The following is a 20540-nucleotide window of genomic DNA, read 5'->3' as shown; positions in this document are numbered from 1 at the left end:
GAGGTGTAAATAATGGCGAATATTTCAAAGGAAGAAGTAAAGCATGTAGCACATTTGGCACGACTTGCAATAACGGAAGAAGAAGCAGAAAAATTTGCTCTTCAACTTGGTGCAATTACGGATTTTGCTGAACAATTAAAAGAGTTGGATACAACGAATGTAAAACCAACTTCTCATGTTTTACCCCTAGTTAATGTTATGCGTGAAGACAAAGCTAATAAGGGATTAGATAGAGAAACAATGATGTTAAACGTAAAAGAACAAGAAGCAGGTCAAGTAAAAGTACCATCCATAATGGATTAAGAAGTGTGAGGAGGGAAACTAATGACGTTATTTGAACGTTCATCGAAAGAACTACAAGCTCTATTACATAACAAAGAAATCACGATCAATGATCTAACTAAAGAAGCTTATGAAAGAGTTGCAAAGTTAGATGGAAGTGTAGAAGCTTTCCTAGCATTAGATGAAGAAAAAGCATTAGCAAAAGCTACAGAATTAGACCAAATTCCTTTCGAAGAACGTGGACCATTATTTGGTTTACCTATCGGAGTAAAAGACAACATCGTAACGGAAGGATTAGAAACAACTTGCGCAAGTAAAATCCTACAAGGATTTAATCCTATTTACGATGCAACTGTTGTGAAAAAGCTACGAGCAGCAGGAATGGTTACAATCGGAAAGTTAAATATGGATGAATTTGCAATGGGTTCTTCGAATGAAAACTCTGCATATAAAACAACGAAAAACCCATGGGCATTGGACCGTGTTCCTGGTGGTTCTTCAGGTGCATCTGCAGCAGCAGTCGCAGCAGGAGAAGTTCCTTTCTCATTAGGTTCTGACACAGGCGGTTCTATTCGTCAACCAGCCGCTTATTGTGGTGTTGTCGGGATGAAACCAACATATGGTCGTGTTTCTCGATTTGGATTAGTTGCATTCGCATCTTCTCTAGACCAAATTGGACCAATCACTCGTAATGTGGAAGATAACGCACTTCTTCTAGAGGCGATTTCAGGGATTGATTCTAATGATTCTACTTCTGCGGACGTTGAAGTACCAAATTTTGCTGCAGCATTAACAGGTGATATTAAAGGTCTTCGTATTGCTGTTCCGAAAGAATATTTAGGAGAAGGCGTTGGAGAAGCAGCTCGTCAATCCGTTCTAGACGCGTTGAAAGTACTCGAATCTCTTGGCGCAACTTGGGAAGAGGTATCATTGCCACATTCTAAATACGCTTTAGCAACATACTATATTCTTTCTTCATCAGAAGCATCATCTAACCTTTCTCGTTTCGATGGTATACGTTATGGTTTCCGTGCAGAGAATGTACAAAACTTAATGGAACTTTACAAAGAAACTAGAGCTCAAGGATTTGGGGATGAAGTAAAACGTCGTATAATGCTTGGAACTTATTCGTTAAGCGCAGGAACTTATGATGCGTATTACAAAAAAGCGCAACAAGTTCGTACATTAATCAAAGAAGATTACGATAAAGTATTAGCAGATTATGATGTTATTATCGGACCTACTGCTCCAACAGCCGCTTTTAAAATTGGTGAGAAGGTTGAAGATCCATTAACGATGTATGCAAATGATATCTTAACTATTCCGATTAACCTTGCAGGTGTACCTGCTATTTCTATTCCATGTGGATTTGAAAATGGACTACCACTGGGCTTACAAATTATCGGTAATTACTTTGATGAGTCGACAATTTATCGCGTAGCTCATGCTTACGAGCAAGCGACTGATTTCCATAAACAAACTCCTCAAATTTGGGAGGGAAAATAACATGAACTTTGAAACAGTTATTGGATTAGAAGTACACGTAGAGTTGAAAACTAACTCAAAAATCTTCTCAGCGGCACCTAATCACTTTGGTGCAGAACCAAATACAAATACAACAGTGGTCGATCTTGGGTATCCAGGAGTACTACCAGTATTAAATAAAAACGTAGTCGATTATGCAATGCGAGCAGCTCTTGCATTAAACATGGAAATCGAACAAAACACAAAGTTTGACCGTAAAAACTATTTCTATCCAGACAATCCGAAAGCGTACCAAATTTCACAATTTGATAAGCCTATTGGTAAAAACGGGTGGGTTGAAATTGAAGTAAACGGAGAGACAAAACGTATTGGAATTACTCGTCTTCATATGGAAGAAGATGCTGGGAAATTGTCACATGCGGATGGCTACTCTTTAGTTGACTTCAATCGTCAAGGGACTCCTCTTGTAGAAATCGTATCTGAGCCAGACATTCGTACACCTGAAGAAGCATATGCTTACTTGGAAAAAGTAAAGTCTATTATCCAATATACAGGTGTATCTGATTGTAAAATGGAAGAAGGATCTTTACGTTGTGACGCTAACATTTCTATACGTCCATATGGACAAGAAAAATTTGGTACTAAAACAGAATTGAAAAACTTAAACTCTTTCAACTTCGTACGTAAAGGGCTAGAGCATGAAGAACTACGTCAAGCACAAGTACTTACTTCAGGTGGAGTAATTGAGCAAGAAACTCGTCGTTATGATGAAAAAACGGGTAAAACCATTCTTATGCGTGTTAAAGAAGGTACTGACGATTATCGTTATTTCCCTGAGCCAGATTTAGTAGACATCGTAATTGATGACGCTTGGTTAGAACGTGTACGTTCAGAAATCCCAGAACTTCCGGACGCTCGTAAAAAACGTTATATCGAAGAGCTAGGATTGCCTGCTTACGATGCAATGGTTCTAACATTAACAAAAGAAATGTCCGACTTCTTTGAAGAAACTATTGCCCTTGGAGCAGACTCAAAGCTTGCTTCCAACTGGTTAATGGGTGAAGTTTCTGCTTACTTAAATGCAGACCAAATAGAATTGAAAGATACTAAATTAACTCCAGCAAATCTTGCAGGAATGATTAAGTTAATTTCCGATGGTACCATTTCTTCTAAAATTGCGAAAAAAGTATTTAAAGAGCTTGCGGATAACGGCGGAGAAGCAGAAGAAGTTGTAAAAGCTAAAGGCTTAGTACAAATTTCAGACGAAGGCGCACTTCGTGAAATTGTTATTTCAACACTTGATGCCAACCCACAATCGATTGAAGACTTTAAAAACGGTAAAGACCGTGCAATCGGCTTCCTTGTTGGACAAATCATGAAAGCAACAAAAGGACAAGCAAACCCACCACTTGTAAATAAAATCTTACAAGAAGAAATTGTGAAACGTTAAATGATAATGACCGACTCAAAATGAACATTTTGAGTCGGTCTTTTTTTGAGGAAAGCCATCTTATAAAAAGAATAGTCCAACAGATAGATAAATGGAGTAGACCATCCGATTATTCGTGGGTTAATAGAATAAGCCATCCGATTATTGAATTGAACCAACCGATAATAAGGAGAAGCCATCCGAATATTCGTGGGCCATCCGAATATTGAATAGAACCACCCGATTATCACAAGGAACCAACTAATTTGAATTAGCCGACTGAACGAAGTATACTAAAAATAAAAGGGGGTTTCTCAAATGCATACAGAACAACAATATTTCGAGCAAGCTAAACCACTTACACAATATATGGATGATATGACGACGAAAAAAGAGGAATCATTTAGTATTTATGAAAAATTTGAAGTCCCTGCGGATGATGAATTTATTAGCGTTTTAAATGAAAAAAATCCACATATACTTGTTATTACAGAAGACTGGTGTGGGGATGCTATGATGAATAATGCGATTTTACGTAGAATTGCGGAAGCTGCTGATATTGAGGTACGAGCTGTCTATCGCGATGAAAACCTAGATTTAATTGATCAATATTTAACGAACGGTGGTCGTTCTATTCCCGTTTATTTATTGCTAAATGAAAATGGAGAGGTAATATCTAAATGGGGACCTCGTGCTGAAAAAGTTCAGCAATTTGTAACAGAAAACCGAGAAAAGTTCCCACCAAAAGAAGATCCAACTTTTGAAGAGATTCAAAAAGCTTTCTTTGAGCAAATGACAAAGGAATTTGTGGAGAACAAAGACTTCCATTTAGCTGTTTACGAAGATATTCGTAGCAACTGGTTACAAGCACTACAAAAATAAACACAATTAAAAGTAGTTGGAGTCGGCATTAGTCGGCTCTTTTAATGTTAATTAAAGGGAACCTTTTGTTAAGAATTAGTGTCTATATGACATGAAGAAATTGTAAAGTGGAAAGGAAATCTGTATGAAACGTGCACGAATCATATACAATCCAACTTCTGGTCGTGAGCTCTTTAAAAAACACTTACCTGAAGTACTGGAAGCTCTAGAAATTGCAGGGTACGAAACGTCTTGTCATGCTACGACAGGTGAAGGAGATGCTATAGAAGCAGCAAAGAATGCAGTTCAAAGAGATTTTGATATAGTTATTGCTGCTGGTGGAGATGGAACGTTGAATGAAGTAGTTGCCGGAGTGAGTGAATTTGAAAATCGACCTAAAATCGGACTAATTCCGATGGGAACTACAAACGATTTTGCGAGGGCAGTACATATTCCACGTGATATCCATAAAGCAGTGGATATTATTGTGAAAGGCGATACGATTCCTGTTGATGTTGGAATAGTAAATGGTCGCTACTTTATCAATATTGCAGGTGGTGGAAGGATTACAGAGCTTACCTATGAAGTTCCAAGTAAGCTAAAAACGATGCTAGGCCAGCTTGCATACTATTTAAAAGGGATAGAAATGCTACCTTCCATTAATGCTACAAAAGTAAAGATTGAATATGATGGGGAAGTTTTTGAAGATGAGGCAATGATGTTCTTGGTTGGCTTAACAAATTCTGTCGGTGGCTTTGAAAAACTCGCACCAAATTCAAGTATAAATGATGGAAAATTTACTTTGCTAATTTTAAAGAAATGTAATATGGCCGAGTTTATTCGCCTTGCTACTTTAGCAATTCGTGGGGAGCATTTAAATGATCCACTCGTTATTTCAGAGAAAGCTACCCATATAACGGTTACATCTGAAGATAAAGTACTTCTTAATTTGGATGGGGAATATGGTGGCACTATTCCAGCGACCTTTAAAAACTTATATAGACATGTAGAGGTTTTTGTGCCAATTGATGAAATACGTGAACAAGATAGACCTTAAAAATAAACCCAGCACTCTTTTAAGAGCATGCTGGGTTTTATTCATTCACTTTAGTTATATTTCACCGGGAATAGGTTATAAATTAACTATGAGAGGGAATGGTATTGTATCGAAGGAGTGGAAGGCATGTATAAAAAACAAGAAAAATATTTAATGTGGCTAGCTTTTGTTGTTGCTGGGATTATGATGCTGTCCATTATGGGTAGAATATTTGGAAGTTGAGGAGGTTTAATAGATGGGAAATGAAGAAGCAGTATTTTTTAGTCGCGTATTAACCGAATTGACCTTATCTTTTCATATTATTTATGCAACCATCGGTGTAGGTGTACCTTTAATGATTATGATTGCCCAGTGGGTGGGTATTAAGAAAAATGATGAACATTACATATTACTGGCAAGACGTTGGGCTAGAGGATTTGTCATAACTGTTGCAGTTGGAGTAGTAACTGGAACAGCCATTGGCATGCAGCTTTCTTTACTTTGGCCCAACTTTATGGAGCTTGCAGGTCATATTATTGCACTTCCATTATTTATGGAGACTTTTGCTTTCTTTTTTGAAGCGATTTTCCTCGGAATTTATTTATACACATGGGACCGATTTGAGAATCAAAAGAAGCATTTATTGTTACTAATTCCTGTTGCAATCGGTGCATCTGCTTCCGCTGTATTTATTACAATTGTAAATGCATTTATGAATGCACCACAGGGATTTGATGTAGTGGACGGCGAGTTAGTGAATATTAGCCCACTTTTAGCGATGTTCAACCCTGCGATGCCTACAAAAGTTGCGCATGTAGTCGTAACTGCTTATATGACTGCTGCCTTTGTTTTGGCAGCAATAGCAGCTTTCCGTTTACTAAAAGGTTCAAATCATATTTATCATAAAAAAGCATTGTATTTAACGATGAAAGTAGGACTTATTTTTGCAATAGCTACTGCTATTATCGGTGACTTTTCTGGAAAGTATTTAGCTGAATACCAACCTGAAAAATTAGCAGCGGCTGAATGGCATTTTGAAACAGAAGAAAATGCTCCTTTAATCTTGTACGGAGTTATGGATGACGGCGAAGTGAAATACGCCATTAAGATCCCTTTTGCTTTAAGTATTCTTGCACATGGCAATCCGACGTCAGAAGTAATCGGTTTGGACCAATTCCCAGAAGATGAAATACCACCTTTACATATTCATTATTTGTTTGACTTAATGGTGACGATAGGAATGGGAATGGTTGCTCTATCAGGATTGTACTGGCTAGGTAAGCGTCTGAAATGGACTTTCGTCGATTCGAGGTTCTATCGTTGGCTAATTGTTTTAGGAGGACCAGCATCGATAATTGCAATAGAAGCAGGTTGGTGGTTAGCGGAAGTAGGAAGACAGCCTTGGATATTAAGAGGAATCATGCGGGTAGAAGATGCAGCTACAACAAGTGCACATGTAGATACGATGTTAGTTTTATTTGCGGGGTTATATATTGTTCTTGGAATCGGAAGTGTTGTAGTTCTTACTCGGATGTTTAGAAAAAATCCAGTGGAACAAGAGCTAGAGGATCGACATGCTGAAAGAGGCGGTGATATTTCATGACATTAGAAATCATCGGGATTACGGTATTATGGACGTTTTTATTTGGGTACTTGATTGTAGCCTCTATTGACTTTGGCGCTGGATTTTTTAATGCATATAGCTTATTAACAGGAAGACAGCATATTTTAACGAATGTTATTCAGCGTTATTTATCACCTGTTTGGGAAGTAACAAATGTGTTTCTCGTATTCTTCTTTGTAGGGGTCATTGGATTTTTTCCAAAAACAGCATTTTACTATGGAACGACTTTACTAGTACCAGCAAGTATTGCGCTCATTTTATTAGCAATTAGGGGATCGTATTATGCTTTTGAGACATATGGCTCTAGAGGACATAAGGGATACTCATTTATGTACGGGTTGGCAGGGTTATTTATTCCGGCAGCGTTGTCCATTGTGCTGACGATATCTGAAGGCGGATTTATCTCGATGGTAAACGATGCTCCAGTGCTAGATTATTATGCTTTATTTACGAGTCCGTTAACTTGGTCAATTGTGGTGCTTAGTTTGTCTGCAGTTCTATATATATCAGCTGTTTTCTTAACTTGGTATGCAAACAAAGCAGGAGATCGGGAAGCAACAAAATTAATGCGTAAATATGCACTAGTTTGGGCATTTCCAACCATAATAACTGCACTTGGAATTATGGTAGAACTACGAACACATAACCCAGAACACTATTCTAATTTGCTTGAAATTTGGTGGGCATTCGGTTTATCATTTCTTTTATTTATAGGAACCGTTTGGTTATTAGTCAAAAAACAGAATTACGGGATGGCATTTTGGTTATTAGGAGGCCAATTTCTTATTGCCTTCTTTGCATATGGATTTGCACATCGTCCATATTTGTTATATCCATACTTAACGATTTATGATAGTTTTACGAATGAAGCCATGGCAATATCGTTAATTATTGCCTTCATATTAGGGCTTGCACTACTAATTCCGTCTCTGTATTTATTATTACGTCTATTCTTGTTCAATAAAGAGTACGTTCGTGGTAAAAAAGACAATCACGCATAAGGAGGAGTTCACATGTCTGACTTTCTTATTTTTTATGCACCATTTATAGTACTGATTGGAGCAATTGTTGTAGCATTTTGGGCTGCTTCTAAAGATGGAGCAGTCTCTGACGAGAAGTAGAAGAACCCAAAAGTAGGCGAGTCGCTTCCATTTGCTCCAATAATCCATTGATAAAACCAAAGAACCCATATTGATGGGTTCTTTTTCTTGAAAGCAGACATTTTTCAATATGTTAAAATAAGATTAGTAATAAAATGAAGGGCGGAAATAAAATGAAATACGATGTATTACTATTTGACTTGGATGATACGCTATTAGACTTTGGGATGACTGAAGAGAATGCATTTAAATTTTTGTTTGAGGAATATGGATTCCCAAATGGGTTAAATGATTATCTTTCAAGTTACAAAGCCATTAGTAAAGTATTATGGGAAGACTTGGAGCATGGTCGTACGACTCTTGAAGAACTTAAAGTGGAGAGATTTAAACGTTTATTTATAGAGCATATGCTTGATATAGATCCAGCAGATTTTGGTCAGAAGTATATAGAAAATTTAGGGAAAGAAGTTCACATGATTGACGGAGTCGAGGAAATGTTTGCGAGCATAACCGACTGTAGATTTGCGTTACTAACAAATGGTTTTAAAGATGCACAGCATGCTAGGGTTAGTGGTTCATCGCTAAAAGATTTATTTGAAGCCGTTATTACTTCAGAAGAAACGGGTTTTCAAAAGCCTCAAAAAGAAATTTTTGAATATACATTAGACAAACTCCAAATTTCTGATCCTTCACGTGTTTTGATGATTGGGGATTCGCTGACTTCCGATATTCAAGGTGGGAATAATTTTGGAATTGATACTTGCTGGTTTAATCCAAAGAGAAAGCAGAATGCAACAGACATTAAGCCAACCTTTGAAATCAATTCCTGGTCAGAGCTCGCATATATAGTAAACAAGCAAGTAATGGAAGTAAAATAATGCAAAAGAGCCTCCACATAGAGGTTCTTTTTTTGCGGGATAGGGCTTAGTTGGAAAAATAGAGGTTTTAGTTGGAAATTCAAAGCATTTAGTTGGAAAAATTCGTTGATTAGTTGGAAAAACGGGAGCTTTAGTTGGAAAAGTACCTTATGTACTGAAAACCATTGTTCCTGATGGTATAATAAATCAATCAAAACTAGAACGGAGAAATAAAGTGAATACACCAGTAACAAAAAATGATCGTCTCACAGTTCATATAGAAGATTTAACACATGATGGAGCAGGAGTTGCTAAAGTTGATGGATATCCACTGTTTATACAAGGTGGCTTACCAAACGAAACGGCAGAAATTCATGTGCTAAAAACATTAAAAAACTACGGCTTCGCTAAATTAATCAATATCGTAGAGACATCTCCTTATCGTGTAGATGCACCATGTCCAGTATTTGGTGAGTGTGGGGGCTGTCAATTACAGCATTTATCCTATGAAGGTCAGCTTGCATGGAAAGAAAACATGGTCCGAAATGTCATGAAACGTATTGGGAAAATAGATGCTCCTGTTCTTCCGGTAAAAGGTATGGAGAAGCCGTGGGAATATCGCAATAAATCCCAAATACCTTTTGCGTTAGAAGATGGACAAGTACTCTCCGGTTTTTATCAATCGAAATCTCACCGTATTGCAGATACGAATACTTGTTTAATTCAATCAGATGAAGCAGATCGATTAATGCGTGAGGTAAAAGAAAACGCATTACAATTGGATTTAATCCCATATAATGAAGATACGAAGAAAGGTCAGTTACGCCATCTTGTTGTTAGAAAAGGTAGAGCAACAGGGGAAGTAATGGTTGTGTTAGTTACGAGGCATCCAAAACTCTCTAAAAAAGATGCAATCATTGAGTTAATTCGTAAGGTGGAGCCGAATGTTACGTCAATTGTTCATAACGTAAACAAACGTAATACAAACGTTATTTTCGGTGATGAAACAAATACTCTTTGGGGTAAACAGGTTATTGAAGATTTAATCGGTAATGTACGTTTTGAAATATCTGCACGATCCTTTTATCAGGTAAATCCTGAACAAACCGAAGTTCTTTATAAACAAGCGCTCGACTATGCACAGCTATCGGGTGATGAAACAGTAATTGATGCTTATTGTGGAATCGGAACAATCTCTTTATTTCTAGCACAAAAAGCTAAACAAGTTTTAGGGGTAGAAATCGTCCCACAAGCAATTGAAGATGCTAAAAGAAATGCTGAGTTGAACGGCTTCACTAACACATATTTCGAGGCAGGGCCTGCAGAAGTAATCATTCCAAAATGGTACAAAGAAGGTAAAACTGCAGACGTATTAGTAGTCGATCCACCTAGAAAAGGCTGTGACGAAGCACTGCTCAACACGATAATTGAACAGAGACCGAAGAGAGTCGTTTATGTATCTTGTAACCCAGCGACGCTTGCCCGTGATCTGCGTATTTTAGAAGATGGTGGATATAAAACAAAAGAAATTCAGCCAGTAGACATGTTCCCACAGACAACACATTGTGAAGCGGTCGCGTGTTTGGAGTTAGTATAATTTAAAATGAATATAAAAAGCAGATGGTTTAGAAGTACGATAATGTATTTCTAAATAATCTGCTTTTACATTTACCATATAAATCAAGCTAATATTGTAGGAGAAAATTTGTTAAAAGTATAAAATGACATTGTGTGAAGATAAATTAATAAAGCTAGGTTATACTTTAAAAATGATTTAATACCTTTAACTCGAATGTCCACAGATATACCTAACTCTATTAGGTACTGGTGGACCTAATCTATTAATTATTACACATGGCATAAGTGTTAAAGAAATTGAAACACTATGTAACCATAATGAGAGGATTTGAATTTAAATATGACAGAAAATTTTTGGGAGGATTTACCGAAACCATTTTTTGTACTTGCACCAATGGAAGATGTGACAGATGTTGTTTTTCGTCACGTAGTAAGTGAAGCCGGTAGACCGGATGTATTTTTCACCGAGTTTACAAACTCGGATAGCTATTGTCATCCAGAAGGAATGAAAAGTGTGCGTGGCCGTTTGATTTTTACAGAAGATGAACAGCCAATGGTGGCACATATTTGGGGAGATAATCCCGAATATTTCCGTCAAATGAGTATTGGCATGGCAGAGCTAGGATTTAAAGGCATCGATATTAATATGGGCTGCCCTGTACCGAATGTGGCATCGAGAGGGAAGGGTAGTGGACTTATTCTGCGTCCAGACGTTTCTGCAGAACTTATTCAAGCAGCAAAAGCGGGCGGACTGCCTGTCAGCGTGAAAACACGACTTGGCTATAACGATGTAAATGAGTGGGAGGAGTGGCTAACGCATATTTTAAAACAGGAAATTGCGAACCTTTCTATACATTTACGTACAAGAAAGGAAATGAGCCAAGTAGATGCGCATTGGGAGCTAATTCCGGAAATCAAAAAATTACGTGACCGTATCGCACCAAATACACTACTAACAATCAATGGAGACATTCCTGACCGTCAAACTGGGCTGCAGCTTGCTGAACAATATGGTATTGATGGCGTTATGATCGGGCGAGGTATTTTTAAAAATCCTTTTGCTTTTGAAAAAGAGCCAAAAGAGCATAGCAGTAAAGAGTACCTTGATCTTTTAAGACTGCAGCTTGATCTTCAAGATCAATATGCGGAAGCTCTACCACGTTCAATCACAGGGCTTCATCGCTTTTTCAAAATTTATGTCAAAGGATTCCGTGGAGCTGGTGAATTGAGAAATCAATTGATGAGCACGAAATCAACAGATGAAGTGCGTGCATTGCTTGATAACTTTGAAAAAGAAGGTTGATGGGATGGGGACAGTGAAATGATGTACCTCTCAAAAAGTTAGAGAAAAAATGAATCCCATCAATTCATGTGTACTTATTTTATTCAGTTTTAAGTTCCTTTGCTGCTGGCAACCTTTGTTATTGTTTGATTCGTGGCTTTGCGTTATCTTCAAAAAGGTTACGTTTTACTTACTTTTGTTTTAGTTTGATCAAGTCTGTTTTCTGAAAGAAAAAGGTCTTAAAAAATGTACTAAACCCACCAGCACCCTTGTGTTGCCACATACACTCAACACATGTGGAGTGCGTTTTACAGTTAATTTTCAAAAATGATTAAGGGGGATTTACCCCCTCAACCTTTGCAAAAATCCCCAGTTTTGAGCGTACTGCACAAAAAGGGAAAACGGTAATTATTTTACGTTATTCTATTTGAATTTAGCGACATAACACTACATTGATAAGTAATCAGTTTACTATTTGCTTCCTTATAGTTCTATACAACTTCTTCAATTGGTACCATTCCTAACTGGAATGGTACTTTTTTTGAAGGATTTTCCGTAATAATATCGAATAATTACCATAAGGTGAGTGATTGTGAAAACAATTACGATTGGACAATATTTAACCGAGTTCATAAGCTTCACTCACACTAGTTCACGTTTCTATGTCAATGCTCCTAAACATCATGGCTCAGTATTTAATGACTTTAAGAATTAGAAAATGGAAATTACCAATTATTTCATTCATAGGAGTTATCAAATGAAAATGCATGCTGTGTTTGATCAAACTAATTGTTATCGGTACTTATTAACCCGCGAGTGGGACCCATTTGCCTTATGAAAACTACAAATCTACTTAGAATTTTCTTGACTCATGCTAGACCCTGAAGTAAACATTAAGTTACAGCATGCAGCTGCATACGTTAGACGCACAAAAAGACTAGGAGGTGAGTGAGTTATGAAATTTCTACTTACATCTGCAGGCATCAATAACAAAAGCATACATGACGCGTTGGTTGACATGCTGGACAAACCGATTGCCGAGTCTAGCGCCTTGTGCATTCCCACCGCGATGTACGGACACCCCTGGGTCGGCCCCGGCGTCAATGCCTGGCAGTTCATCAGCGGGAATTCCGAGAATCCCATGGTCGACCTGGGATGGAAGTCCGTCGGCGTGCTTGAGCTCACAGCGCTGCCAAGCATCGACGAAGACCGCTGGGTGCCGCTGGTTCGGGAGACGGACGTCCTGCTGGTGGCGGGCGGCGACGCCCTCTACCTGTGCCACTGGATGCGGCAATCCGGGCTGGCAGACCTCTTGCCGTCGCTGCACGCAGTCTATGTGGGAATGAGTGCTGGGAGCATGGTGATGGCACCTAACATCGGGGAATACTTCGTTGGCTGGACTCCACCCAATGGAGGTGATGAAACGCTGAGTCTGGTCGACTTTGCTATGTTTCCGCACCTGGATCACGAGATGCTGCCGGGAAACACGATGGCTGCTGCAGAGAGATGGGCCAATGGGATGCAAGGGCCGGCGTATGCAATTGATGATCAAACCGCTATCAAAGTAATCGATGGAGCGGTCGAAGTTGTATCCGAAGGGCATTGGAAACTGTTTACGCCATGACCTTACTATGCTGCTAGCTTCTTGGGTACAATCTCGAATGCACCGAGTACTTCAGATCAATGTTGAGGTATTCATTGGGATTCAGTTCAAGTACCAGTAAATATACTTTTTAATTTGATTCTAATTTCGTAAAAACTATTACGAAATTAGAATTTTTTTATTGGTGTGATATTTTCCCACTAGAGTTCACGCGTACCCTAAGAGTGTGTTCTCTTCATACTAATGGAGCATTGTATGAAATCGAAGTCTTTCAAAGTTTAAAAATTTCTGAAGATTTAACGAATGATTTTCCCATTTAGTGTATAGTTAGAGTAAATCGTAGTGTGTTAATTAGGGGGATGTACAATTGAGTAGGATTATTTTATCGACAGAGAGTGGAGCGGATTTACCAAAAGATTTAGCAGACAAACATGATGTTCAGGTGGTGCCGATGCATGTCATCATGGATGGACATGACTATTTAGATGGTGATCTATCCGTAAAAGAAATTTATGACTTTCATGATCGCACAAAAAAGATACCATCTACAACGGCCACTAATGTTCATGAATATCAAGAATTTTTTACGAGAATTAGAGAAAAATTTCCTGAAAGCATCATTATTCACATTGGTTATACATCAAAAGCATCTTCTTCCTTTCAAAATGCGTTAATTGCGGCAGAAGATTTTGAAGATCTTTTCTTAATTGATGCTTTGAATGTTACTGGTGGATTAACTGCAATTGTGATGGATGCGGTTACTATGCTAGAGAAAGAACCTGCAATTGAACCTTTACAATTCATAGAAAAAATAAAATCAAAGGTTCCTAAATCAAGACTGGCTTTCGTACCCGGCAGCTTAGAATTTTTAAGAGCTGGTGGACGCGTTAGTAATATTGCTTATCTCGGCGGGGCGTTGTTAAAAATAAAACCTTGTATTGAATTAATAGAAGGGAATCTTGTTTCAATTAGAAAATACCGTGGGGAAATGAGTGGAGTTGCAGAAAAACTCATGCGAGATTATTTAAATCAATATAATATTGATAGAGAACAACTTTATTTTATATATTCAATCGGACTCAGTGAAAGTATCAAGCAGCGGATGAATGAAATCGCAAATCAATCAGGTTTTGAAAATGTAATATGGATTCAAGCAGGCGCTATGATTTCTACTCACTCTGGACCTGGGGGCTTCGGCATTGCAGGTCTTGAACATTAGAAACAGTCCTGAAAAAAACATCCTTTACATATAAAGTTACTAATAATTAGCGGTCGCGTGGTTGGTGTTAGTGTAGTTATAATCAAAAACGGATTCCTATATAGGAATCCGTTTTTTTGTTTTGATAATTTAATGTTGGAGGATATTATTCGTCTATTTTGGTAAATAATGAACATGGAACATCATTGACAGTTTAAGTCAGAATATCCATTCAATAAGTTAAATAAAAGTACGATATAGAGAAATAAGTACTTGACAGAATTCCTAACATAATGTAGGATGTACTAGCTCTGTAAAAATTATAGTAAAATTATATTTTACCAAATTAATCTTTTAATGTAAAACTTAATTATTAAACTAATAGGAGGGTGAATAAATGGAAAGTTTATATAATAAAAAAGCTGTCTCTTTAAACAAGTTTTTTGGTTTTTATTTATTTGCCGTTTTCATGCTATGGATTAAAACATATATCATACAAGTAACACAGTTTAATTTAGGGGTAGAAGGAATCCTTCAACAATTCCTTTTAATTTTGAATCCATTGGGTTCAGCTATGTTATTTCTTGGATTTTCATTCATTTTCAAAGGACGAGGGAAATATGCATTACTTGTTGTAATTTATTCTCTTATGTCCATTCTTTTATATGCAAATGCAGTTTATTATAGATTTTTTAGTGACTTTATTACAATACCAACCATTACTCAAACGCAAAACTTTGGAGACTTAGGCGGTAGTGTTATTTCTTTATTAAAACCATACGATATATTGTTCTTTATTGATGTATTTTTATTGATTTACCTATGGTTATCTAAAAAAATACAAAAAGATAATAGTAAAATTAGATACAAACAAGCAATTGCAGTGATAGCTTTTGCAATAGGGATATCTGCTTTAAATTTAGGACTAGCTAACTTTGATCGTCCACAGTTATTAACTCGTGGTTTTGATAGAAGCTATATTGTTAAGTATTTAGGAATGTATAACTATACTATCTATGACGCTACTGAAACTATAAAGGCCTCTTCACAAAGGGTTTTAGCTGATAGCGATGATATGACAGAAGTTATTAACTATACAAAATCAAACTATGCGGAGCCTAACCCAGAATATTTTGGCGCAGCAAAAGAGATGAACGTCATCTATATCCATTTGGAGTCATTCCAAAACTTTTTGATTGACTATAAATTAAACGGTGAAGAAGTAACGCCATTCTTAAATTCATTAACTAAAGATCCGAATACACTATACTTTGATAACTTCTTCCATCAAACAGCTCAAGGTAAAACTTCGGATGCTGAATTTATGCTTGAAAACTCTTTATTTGGTTTGCCGCAAGGCTCTGCATTTATTACAAAAGGTCAGAATACGTATCAAGCAGCTCCTGCAATATTAAAAGAGGATGGCTATACATCTGCTGTATTCCATGGTAATAGCGGAAGTTTCTGGAATCGTAATGAGATTTATAAATCATTTGGCTATGACCATTTCTTTGATGCCAATTATTATGACACTAGTTCTGAAGAAGATATGGCTGAATATGGTTTATTGGATAAGCCATTCTTTGAACAATCATTAGATCTAATAAAAACTTTACCTCAACCTTTCTATTCGAAATTTATTACGGTTGGGAACCATTATCCATATAAAATGAATCAAGACTTAACAACAATTGGTAAAGCTGATACTGGTGATGCAAGTGTAGATGATTATTTCCAAACTGCTCGTTATGCGGATGAAGCGATTGAACAGTTCATTGGTGAATTACAAAAGTCAGGCTTATATGATAACAGTATGCTTGTTTTTTATGGTGACCATTACGGTATTTCAGAAAATCACAATAAAGCCATGGAACAAATCATCGGAAAAGAAGTTACACCTTATGAAAGTGCTAATTTACAACGTGTACCATTAATTATTCACGTCCCAGGAATGCAAGGTGAAGGTGGAGTCAATCATACTTACGGAGGGCAAATTGACCTTCTTCCGACCTTATTACACTTACTTGGAATTGAATCACAAAATTATGTTCAATTTGGTACCGACTTATTATCAAAAGAACATAATGAGGTAGTAACGTTTAGAAATGATGATTATGTCAGTCCTACTATCTATTCAATTGATGGGAAATTCTATGATGCTAAAACTGGTTTACCACTAGATGATAATCAATTAGAAAAAGCGAATGAGTATAAAAAAGTAGTAGATTATAAATTACAATTATCTGATAAAGTTGTGAATGGTGACTTATTGAGATTCTATACACCGGAAGGTTTTACTAAAGTTGATCCTTCTCAGTACAATTATAATAAGGATATAACAGAGGAAACTGATAACGAAGAAAAATAGATTCTTTCAATATTAGGAGTAAGATATCTCAAGAATGTTTTTTGATATCTTACTCCTTATTGATTTGTCCCTTTTTTTGTTACTACATAAATTTTGTAAAGTCATCAACACTCTTTTGTTGCCACATACACTCTGCACATTGTGAAGCGGTTGCTTGGTTTAAGTTAATATAGTAATAAATAAAGAACGAATTCTCGACGGAGGAATTCGTTCTTTTTTGCTTGTTAAGGAGAGTGTGATCGTATCTTATTTTAAAAGAGGGTAACTTACCATATACTAGATGCCTCTTTAAGTAGAGTATTATGCTTCAAGCAACGGATTAACAAGGTATAGTGTATATGGATTTTACCTTCGTGAGTACATGTAATTTTATCAACTAATGAATAAAGACTTTGTTGGCCTATTGGGTCGGTCCTATTAAGAAAAAAATCTCTTACAGTTGTTTCATTAAAAAGCTCTTTCCATAAACCAAACGAGTCCAAAGGCTAAGATTGCTACTGAAGCTCCAGGAATCACCCATTTAGCTGGTTTAACAGTTATTTTCTTTAACCACAGAAGAATAGGGAATACGATAGCTACAATAATCAGTTGTCCAATTTCAATCCCGATATTGAAAGATAATAGAGACGTGGCAAGGTGACTTCCATCTAATTGCATTTCTGAAAGAATTCCCGCAAAACCAAATCCGTGGATGAGACCAAAGGCAAAGGCAAGCCATGGTTGACGCTTTGAGTCAGGGTTAAAAATATTAATAAGTGCTACGTAAATAATACTCAACGCAATTGTAGCTTCTACAAATCTACCTGGTAACTGTACGATATCTAATGTTGCAAGAATTAGAGTTATACTATGGGCAATCGTAAACGCAGTTACTAAAGTGAATGTATTTTTGATGGTCTTTGCTCCAAATAATAAGCTAATAACAAACAGAATATGATCGTAGCCTGTAAAGATATGCTCTAAGCCAAGTAAAAGAAACTGTGTTGCAGTTTGAACAAAACTCACTTCACCGATTTCAAGCTCTCTTGACTCGAAAGTAAGAACTCCTTCTTGTTGTTTACCATCTAATTTAACCGTTGCATAATTGGCATGACTTGGATCTGAATCATCTAGAAACATATTATAATCTAAGACTAGCTTTTCAGGGTTGTCTTCTAATTGGTATTTTAGGTTCATGACAGCAAACTGTTTGTCATTAATTATTTCAACATCAGTTGCTTCAAGCGTTCCTTTTACTTTTACACTATCCGCATAAAGTTCAATACGAGAATTGACATAGTCCTGAACTATTTTCGTGTCAAATTGCTTCTGTGCCATTTCTTGATTCATGGCATGACCAAGTTCTGTGAGGTCAACCTTCAGTTCATAATTGATATGATTATCATTAACCTCAATAAGAGAGTAACCTTCACTATTATTGGTATGAGCATAGGCAGAAGGGGATTGAAGGGTAGTGGTAATTGAAAGTATTAATATAATAATTAAATATATCTTTCTCATAAAATCTACTCCATTTTCAATTGATTCTTTTTAGCATTTAATAATGAGAAAAGACAAGGAGGGCTGTGTCTCCTCGTCTTTTACTAGTTTCCTAGATTATTTAGCAGTTTTGATAAACACAGGATTTGAGTAGAACCAAAGATCTGTCCATGGATCTTCACCGCGAGGGTCTGTTTCGGGTTCTAGTTGATCCGTGTTCGTACCACGTAAACGAATATAGCTGTCTTTATCAACATTTTCTAAAGTATAAGAGATTTCAATGTATTCTCCATTTTTTGTCCAATCTTCTTCTGTGAAGCGTTTAACAACTTTCGTAGTTGGGTTTGTCGCAGTTGAACGATCTTCTACTTTACCAGTAACTTCACCCATAATTAAGTCAACACGTTTTACTTCTGGTGTATCTCCATTAGCATTTGCGGCATTTGGATCTTTGATGCGAATTGTTACCGTTACATCTTTAGATTTTCCTGGAATTGTAAGAGTTTCTCCTAAAGTCGCTGAACTTCCTTTAGATTGAGCAAAGATAGGAGATTTTCCACCTGCTTGCACTTTCACATCAAGTTCAGAAATTAGGTCACCTGTTGTTACATATACATTCCCACCACGAAGGCTTTCCATAATATCGTCGTAGTCTTTATCTGCTTTTACATAAGTTTTTGAATATTCACCAGGCCAGAAGTCACTACCACCATCACGCCAGTTAACATGTGAATCTGAAGTAGCTGTAATCCACCAGTGTCTTCCTTCACCAAGCATAGAATCCCATAATCCGCCGACTTTAGCAGCCATTTGATCATAACCGCCCATTGTTGGGTAGTTACCATATGAACCACGAGCACCATCATCAAGTTCACCATCTGGAGTTAATGCGGCCGCTTGATGGCCAGGAGCACCTTCCATCCCAATGGAGATATTAGGAGCTATATCGTTCCAATTACGGAATTCCTCTGGTGTATCTTGCCCCCATTCGCCATCACCTTTTGCTGAACGTGATGGATGGTGAGCGATATGAATTGGCTGCTCGTCCTCATCCAACTCAGTTAACATATAGTTTAAAGCTTCAATCATTGTAGATTCAGTATCTCTGCTACCATCGTTTGGGTATGGTTCGCGTTTATTAAATTGACTTTCGATATCATAAAGAATTTGTGATTCGTTATCTACTTTAGGAATCATCAATGTACTATGGTCTGCAGCAGGTGTATCAAACTCCATTCCATAGAATTGAATTAGTTCTGGATATGCTTCACGTGATTTTAATAGTTCAGGATAAGCTTGCTCTAAATTTACCTTTGAATGGTTAGGACCACCATGATCCGTTGTCATAACCCATTCGAGTCCGTATTCTGTTGCTTTTTCTGCATTTTTCACAATTGGGTAAATAGCATCTCCACCTTGAATAGGTGTAGGAGGATTTGTAGAGTTGTCCCAACCAACACTCCATTCGCTATGGACGTGATGATCACCAGCAAGCCAAGTACCGTTACTTTGTTTTACTTCTTCTTGTGTTAATTGGTTTGCAGCTACTGTTTGGCTATTTCCATTAGTAGTAAAAGCTTGAGTTGCAAAAGCTGTAGTTGCAAGAACGGTTGTTGCGATTAAAGGAATTGCCTTTTTTGCTCTTTTTTTCATTTGAAAGTTCCTCCTAAAATTATTTGTCCAACGGTTTGAATTATAGGAAGTAAATATATATACGAGGTTAATAGAAGGTAAATATAGTGTAAATATTGTGATTTTTATTAAAAATGATAAAATTATACTATTTAGTTATAGGGCATAAGGAATAATGTTTATTTTGTATATGAAGATAAAGTATTGCTAATTATAATGCAGAAAATGGAATTTCAAAAGGAGATATAAATTATTGGAGTAAAGGATATGGTTTTTCTGAATAAGAGAAATGTTTATTTGGGGTTTCAAGGAATTAGGGATAAATAAGATATAAAAAGTAAAACTCAAAAACGTGTGCAGTGTTATAATTTAAAAAATATATCATGGACTTTTTTAAAAAGAACATATGACATTTTAATAAAAGGCTATTTAAAGTTAAATTTGTCATCGAAGTATGTATAGCTTTCTTTTGGAAGTATTAATAAAGCTTAAAAGCTATAATGAAACAGTGGCATGGTTAGAATTAAATAAAATATAAATATTAAAAGCTCGAAGATTCAACGTTGAATTTTCGAGCTTTTTATTGTTTCTGTGCTAAATAAATCGATTTTATTTATTAATAAAAAACTGAAATAAATAAGAAGTATTATTATTTCAATTTAAACTCATCATAAGTTATCTCCTTATTTAAAATATTTAGCAAAAATTAACACAAAGCATATTGTT

At 36.6% G+C, this 20540-nt stretch carries 16 protein-coding genes; 14 read left to right on the top strand and 2 right to left on the bottom strand.

Going from position 1 to position 20540, the window contains the following annotated elements; genetic code table 11:
- Positions 1–12 precede the first annotated feature (12 nt).
- From gatC to ltaS, 14 genes are all read left to right on the top strand, one after another.
- Positions 13–303 (top strand): Asp-tRNA(Asn)/Glu-tRNA(Gln) amidotransferase subunit GatC, encoded by a 291-nt coding sequence (gene gatC, locus P2Q73_RS18915; protein WP_053591908.1) that lies wholly within the window; start codon positions 13–15, stop codon positions 301–303.
- A gap of 21 nt (positions 304–324) precedes the next feature.
- The gene (gene gatA, locus P2Q73_RS18910; protein ID WP_275790044.1) at positions 325–1788 is read left to right on the top strand and encodes an Asp-tRNA(Asn)/Glu-tRNA(Gln) amidotransferase subunit GatA; all 1464 of its coding nucleotides are present in this window, start codon (positions 325–327) and stop codon (positions 1786–1788) included.
- A 1-nt stretch (position 1789) separates the two neighbouring features.
- Complete coding sequence (gene gatB / locus P2Q73_RS18905; RefSeq protein ID WP_275790041.1) at positions 1790–3217, top strand: Asp-tRNA(Asn)/Glu-tRNA(Gln) amidotransferase subunit GatB; 1428 nt, start codon at positions 1790–1792, stop codon at positions 3215–3217.
- A gap of 297 nt (positions 3218–3514) precedes the next feature.
- Positions 3515–4078, top strand: coding sequence for a thioredoxin family protein (locus tag P2Q73_RS18900; protein WP_275790038.1), 564 nt, complete (start codon positions 3515–3517; stop codon positions 4076–4078).
- A gap of 124 nt (positions 4079–4202) precedes the next feature.
- Positions 4203–5114 (top strand): diacylglycerol kinase, encoded by a 912-nt coding sequence (locus tag P2Q73_RS18895; protein WP_053591912.1) that lies wholly within the window; start codon positions 4203–4205, stop codon positions 5112–5114.
- 235 nt (positions 5115–5349) lie between these two features.
- Positions 5350–6696, top strand: a complete 1347-nt coding sequence (locus P2Q73_RS18890) for a cytochrome ubiquinol oxidase subunit I (RefSeq protein ID WP_275790034.1) — start codon at positions 5350–5352, stop codon at positions 6694–6696.
- Entirely contained in the window at positions 6693–7718 is a 1026-nt protein-coding gene (locus P2Q73_RS18885) for a cytochrome d ubiquinol oxidase subunit II (protein ID WP_275790031.1), read from the top strand. Before P2Q73_RS18890 ends, P2Q73_RS18885 begins: the two co-directional genes overlap by 4 nt.
- A 12-nt stretch (positions 7719–7730) precedes the next feature.
- Positions 7731–7838: a cytochrome bd oxidase small subunit CydS family protein gene (cydS, locus tag P2Q73_RS20480; RefSeq protein WP_371256596.1), complete on the top strand. Its 108-nt coding sequence runs from the start codon at positions 7731–7733 to the stop codon at positions 7836–7838.
- Positions 7839–7990: 152 nt separating this feature from the next.
- The gene (locus P2Q73_RS18880) at positions 7991–8695 is read left to right on the top strand and encodes a YjjG family noncanonical pyrimidine nucleotidase (protein WP_275790028.1); all 705 of its coding nucleotides are present in this window, start codon (positions 7991–7993) and stop codon (positions 8693–8695) included.
- 214 nt (positions 8696–8909) lie between these two features.
- Entirely contained in the window at positions 8910–10271 is a 1362-nt protein-coding gene (gene rlmD / locus P2Q73_RS18875; protein WP_275790025.1) for a 23S rRNA (uracil(1939)-C(5))-methyltransferase RlmD, read from the top strand.
- Between the two features lie 321 nt (positions 10272–10592).
- Positions 10593–11555: a tRNA dihydrouridine synthase gene (locus tag P2Q73_RS18870; protein WP_275790022.1), complete on the top strand. Its 963-nt coding sequence runs from the start codon at positions 10593–10595 to the stop codon at positions 11553–11555.
- 934 nt (positions 11556–12489) lie between these two features.
- Positions 12490–13158, top strand: coding sequence for a Type 1 glutamine amidotransferase-like domain-containing protein (locus tag P2Q73_RS18865; RefSeq protein ID WP_275790020.1), 669 nt, complete (start codon positions 12490–12492; stop codon positions 13156–13158).
- Between the two features lie 346 nt (positions 13159–13504).
- Positions 13505–14356, top strand: a complete 852-nt coding sequence (locus P2Q73_RS18860; protein WP_275790017.1) for a DegV family protein — start codon at positions 13505–13507, stop codon at positions 14354–14356.
- Positions 14357–14732: 376 nt separating this feature from the next.
- Positions 14733–16703 (top strand): lipoteichoic acid synthase, encoded by a 1971-nt coding sequence (gene ltaS / locus P2Q73_RS18855; protein ID WP_275790015.1) that lies wholly within the window; start codon positions 14733–14735, stop codon positions 16701–16703.
- A 447-nt stretch (positions 16704–17150) separates the two neighbouring features.
- Here the strand turns inward: ltaS and P2Q73_RS18850 are convergent, their stop codons facing one another.
- Both P2Q73_RS18850 and P2Q73_RS18845 read right to left on the bottom strand, forming a co-directional pair.
- Positions 17151–18203 (bottom strand): HupE/UreJ family protein, encoded by a 1053-nt coding sequence (locus tag P2Q73_RS18850; protein WP_275790013.1) that lies wholly within the window; start codon positions 18201–18203, stop codon positions 17151–17153.
- A 96-nt stretch (positions 18204–18299) separates the two neighbouring features.
- Complete coding sequence (locus tag P2Q73_RS18845; RefSeq protein ID WP_053591922.1) at positions 18300–19835, bottom strand: phosphoesterase; 1536 nt, start codon at positions 19833–19835, stop codon at positions 18300–18302.
- Between the last annotated feature and the right edge of the window lie 705 nt (positions 19836–20540).

Source organism: Bacillus sp. Cr_A10 (assembly GCF_029222665.1).
Classification (GTDB): Bacteria; Bacillota; Bacilli; order Bacillales_A; family Planococcaceae; genus Psychrobacillus.
This window is presented reverse-complemented; position numbering and strand designations above follow the sequence as displayed.

Excerpts from the sequence above, each read along its gene's own strand:
- gatC (WP_053591908.1), top strand. The coding sequence starts at position 13 with ATGGCGAATATTTCAAAGGAAGAAGTAAAGCATGTAGCACATTTGGCA.
- gatA (WP_275790044.1), top strand. The coding sequence starts at position 325 with ATGACGTTATTTGAACGTTCATCGAAAGAACTACAAGCTCTATTACAT.
- gatB (WP_275790041.1), top strand. The coding sequence starts at position 1,790 with ATGAACTTTGAAACAGTTATTGGATTAGAAGTACACGTAGAGTTGAAA.
- P2Q73_RS18900 (WP_275790038.1), top strand. The coding sequence starts at position 3,515 with ATGCATACAGAACAACAATATTTCGAGCAAGCTAAACCACTTACACAA.
- P2Q73_RS18895 (WP_053591912.1), top strand. The coding sequence starts at position 4,203 with ATGAAACGTGCACGAATCATATACAATCCAACTTCTGGTCGTGAGCTC.
- P2Q73_RS18890 (WP_275790034.1), top strand. The coding sequence starts at position 5,350 with ATGGGAAATGAAGAAGCAGTATTTTTTAGTCGCGTATTAACCGAATTG.
- P2Q73_RS18885 (WP_275790031.1), top strand. The coding sequence starts at position 6,693 with ATGACATTAGAAATCATCGGGATTACGGTATTATGGACGTTTTTATTT.
- cydS (WP_371256596.1), top strand. The coding sequence starts at position 7,731 with ATGTCTGACTTTCTTATTTTTTATGCACCATTTATAGTACTGATTGGA.
- P2Q73_RS18880 (WP_275790028.1), top strand. The coding sequence starts at position 7,991 with ATGAAATACGATGTATTACTATTTGACTTGGATGATACGCTATTAGAC.
- P2Q73_RS18870 (WP_275790022.1), top strand. The coding sequence starts at position 10,593 with ATGACAGAAAATTTTTGGGAGGATTTACCGAAACCATTTTTTGTACTT.
- P2Q73_RS18865 (WP_275790020.1), top strand. The coding sequence starts at position 12,490 with ATGAAATTTCTACTTACATCTGCAGGCATCAATAACAAAAGCATACAT.
- ltaS (WP_275790015.1), top strand. The coding sequence starts at position 14,733 with ATGGAAAGTTTATATAATAAAAAAGCTGTCTCTTTAAACAAGTTTTTT.
- P2Q73_RS18850 (WP_275790013.1), bottom strand. The coding sequence starts at position 18,203 with ATGAGAAAGATATATTTAATTATTATATTAATACTTTCAATTACCACT.
- P2Q73_RS18845 (WP_053591922.1), bottom strand. The coding sequence starts at position 19,835 with ATGAAAAAAAGAGCAAAAAAGGCAATTCCTTTAATCGCAACAACCGTT.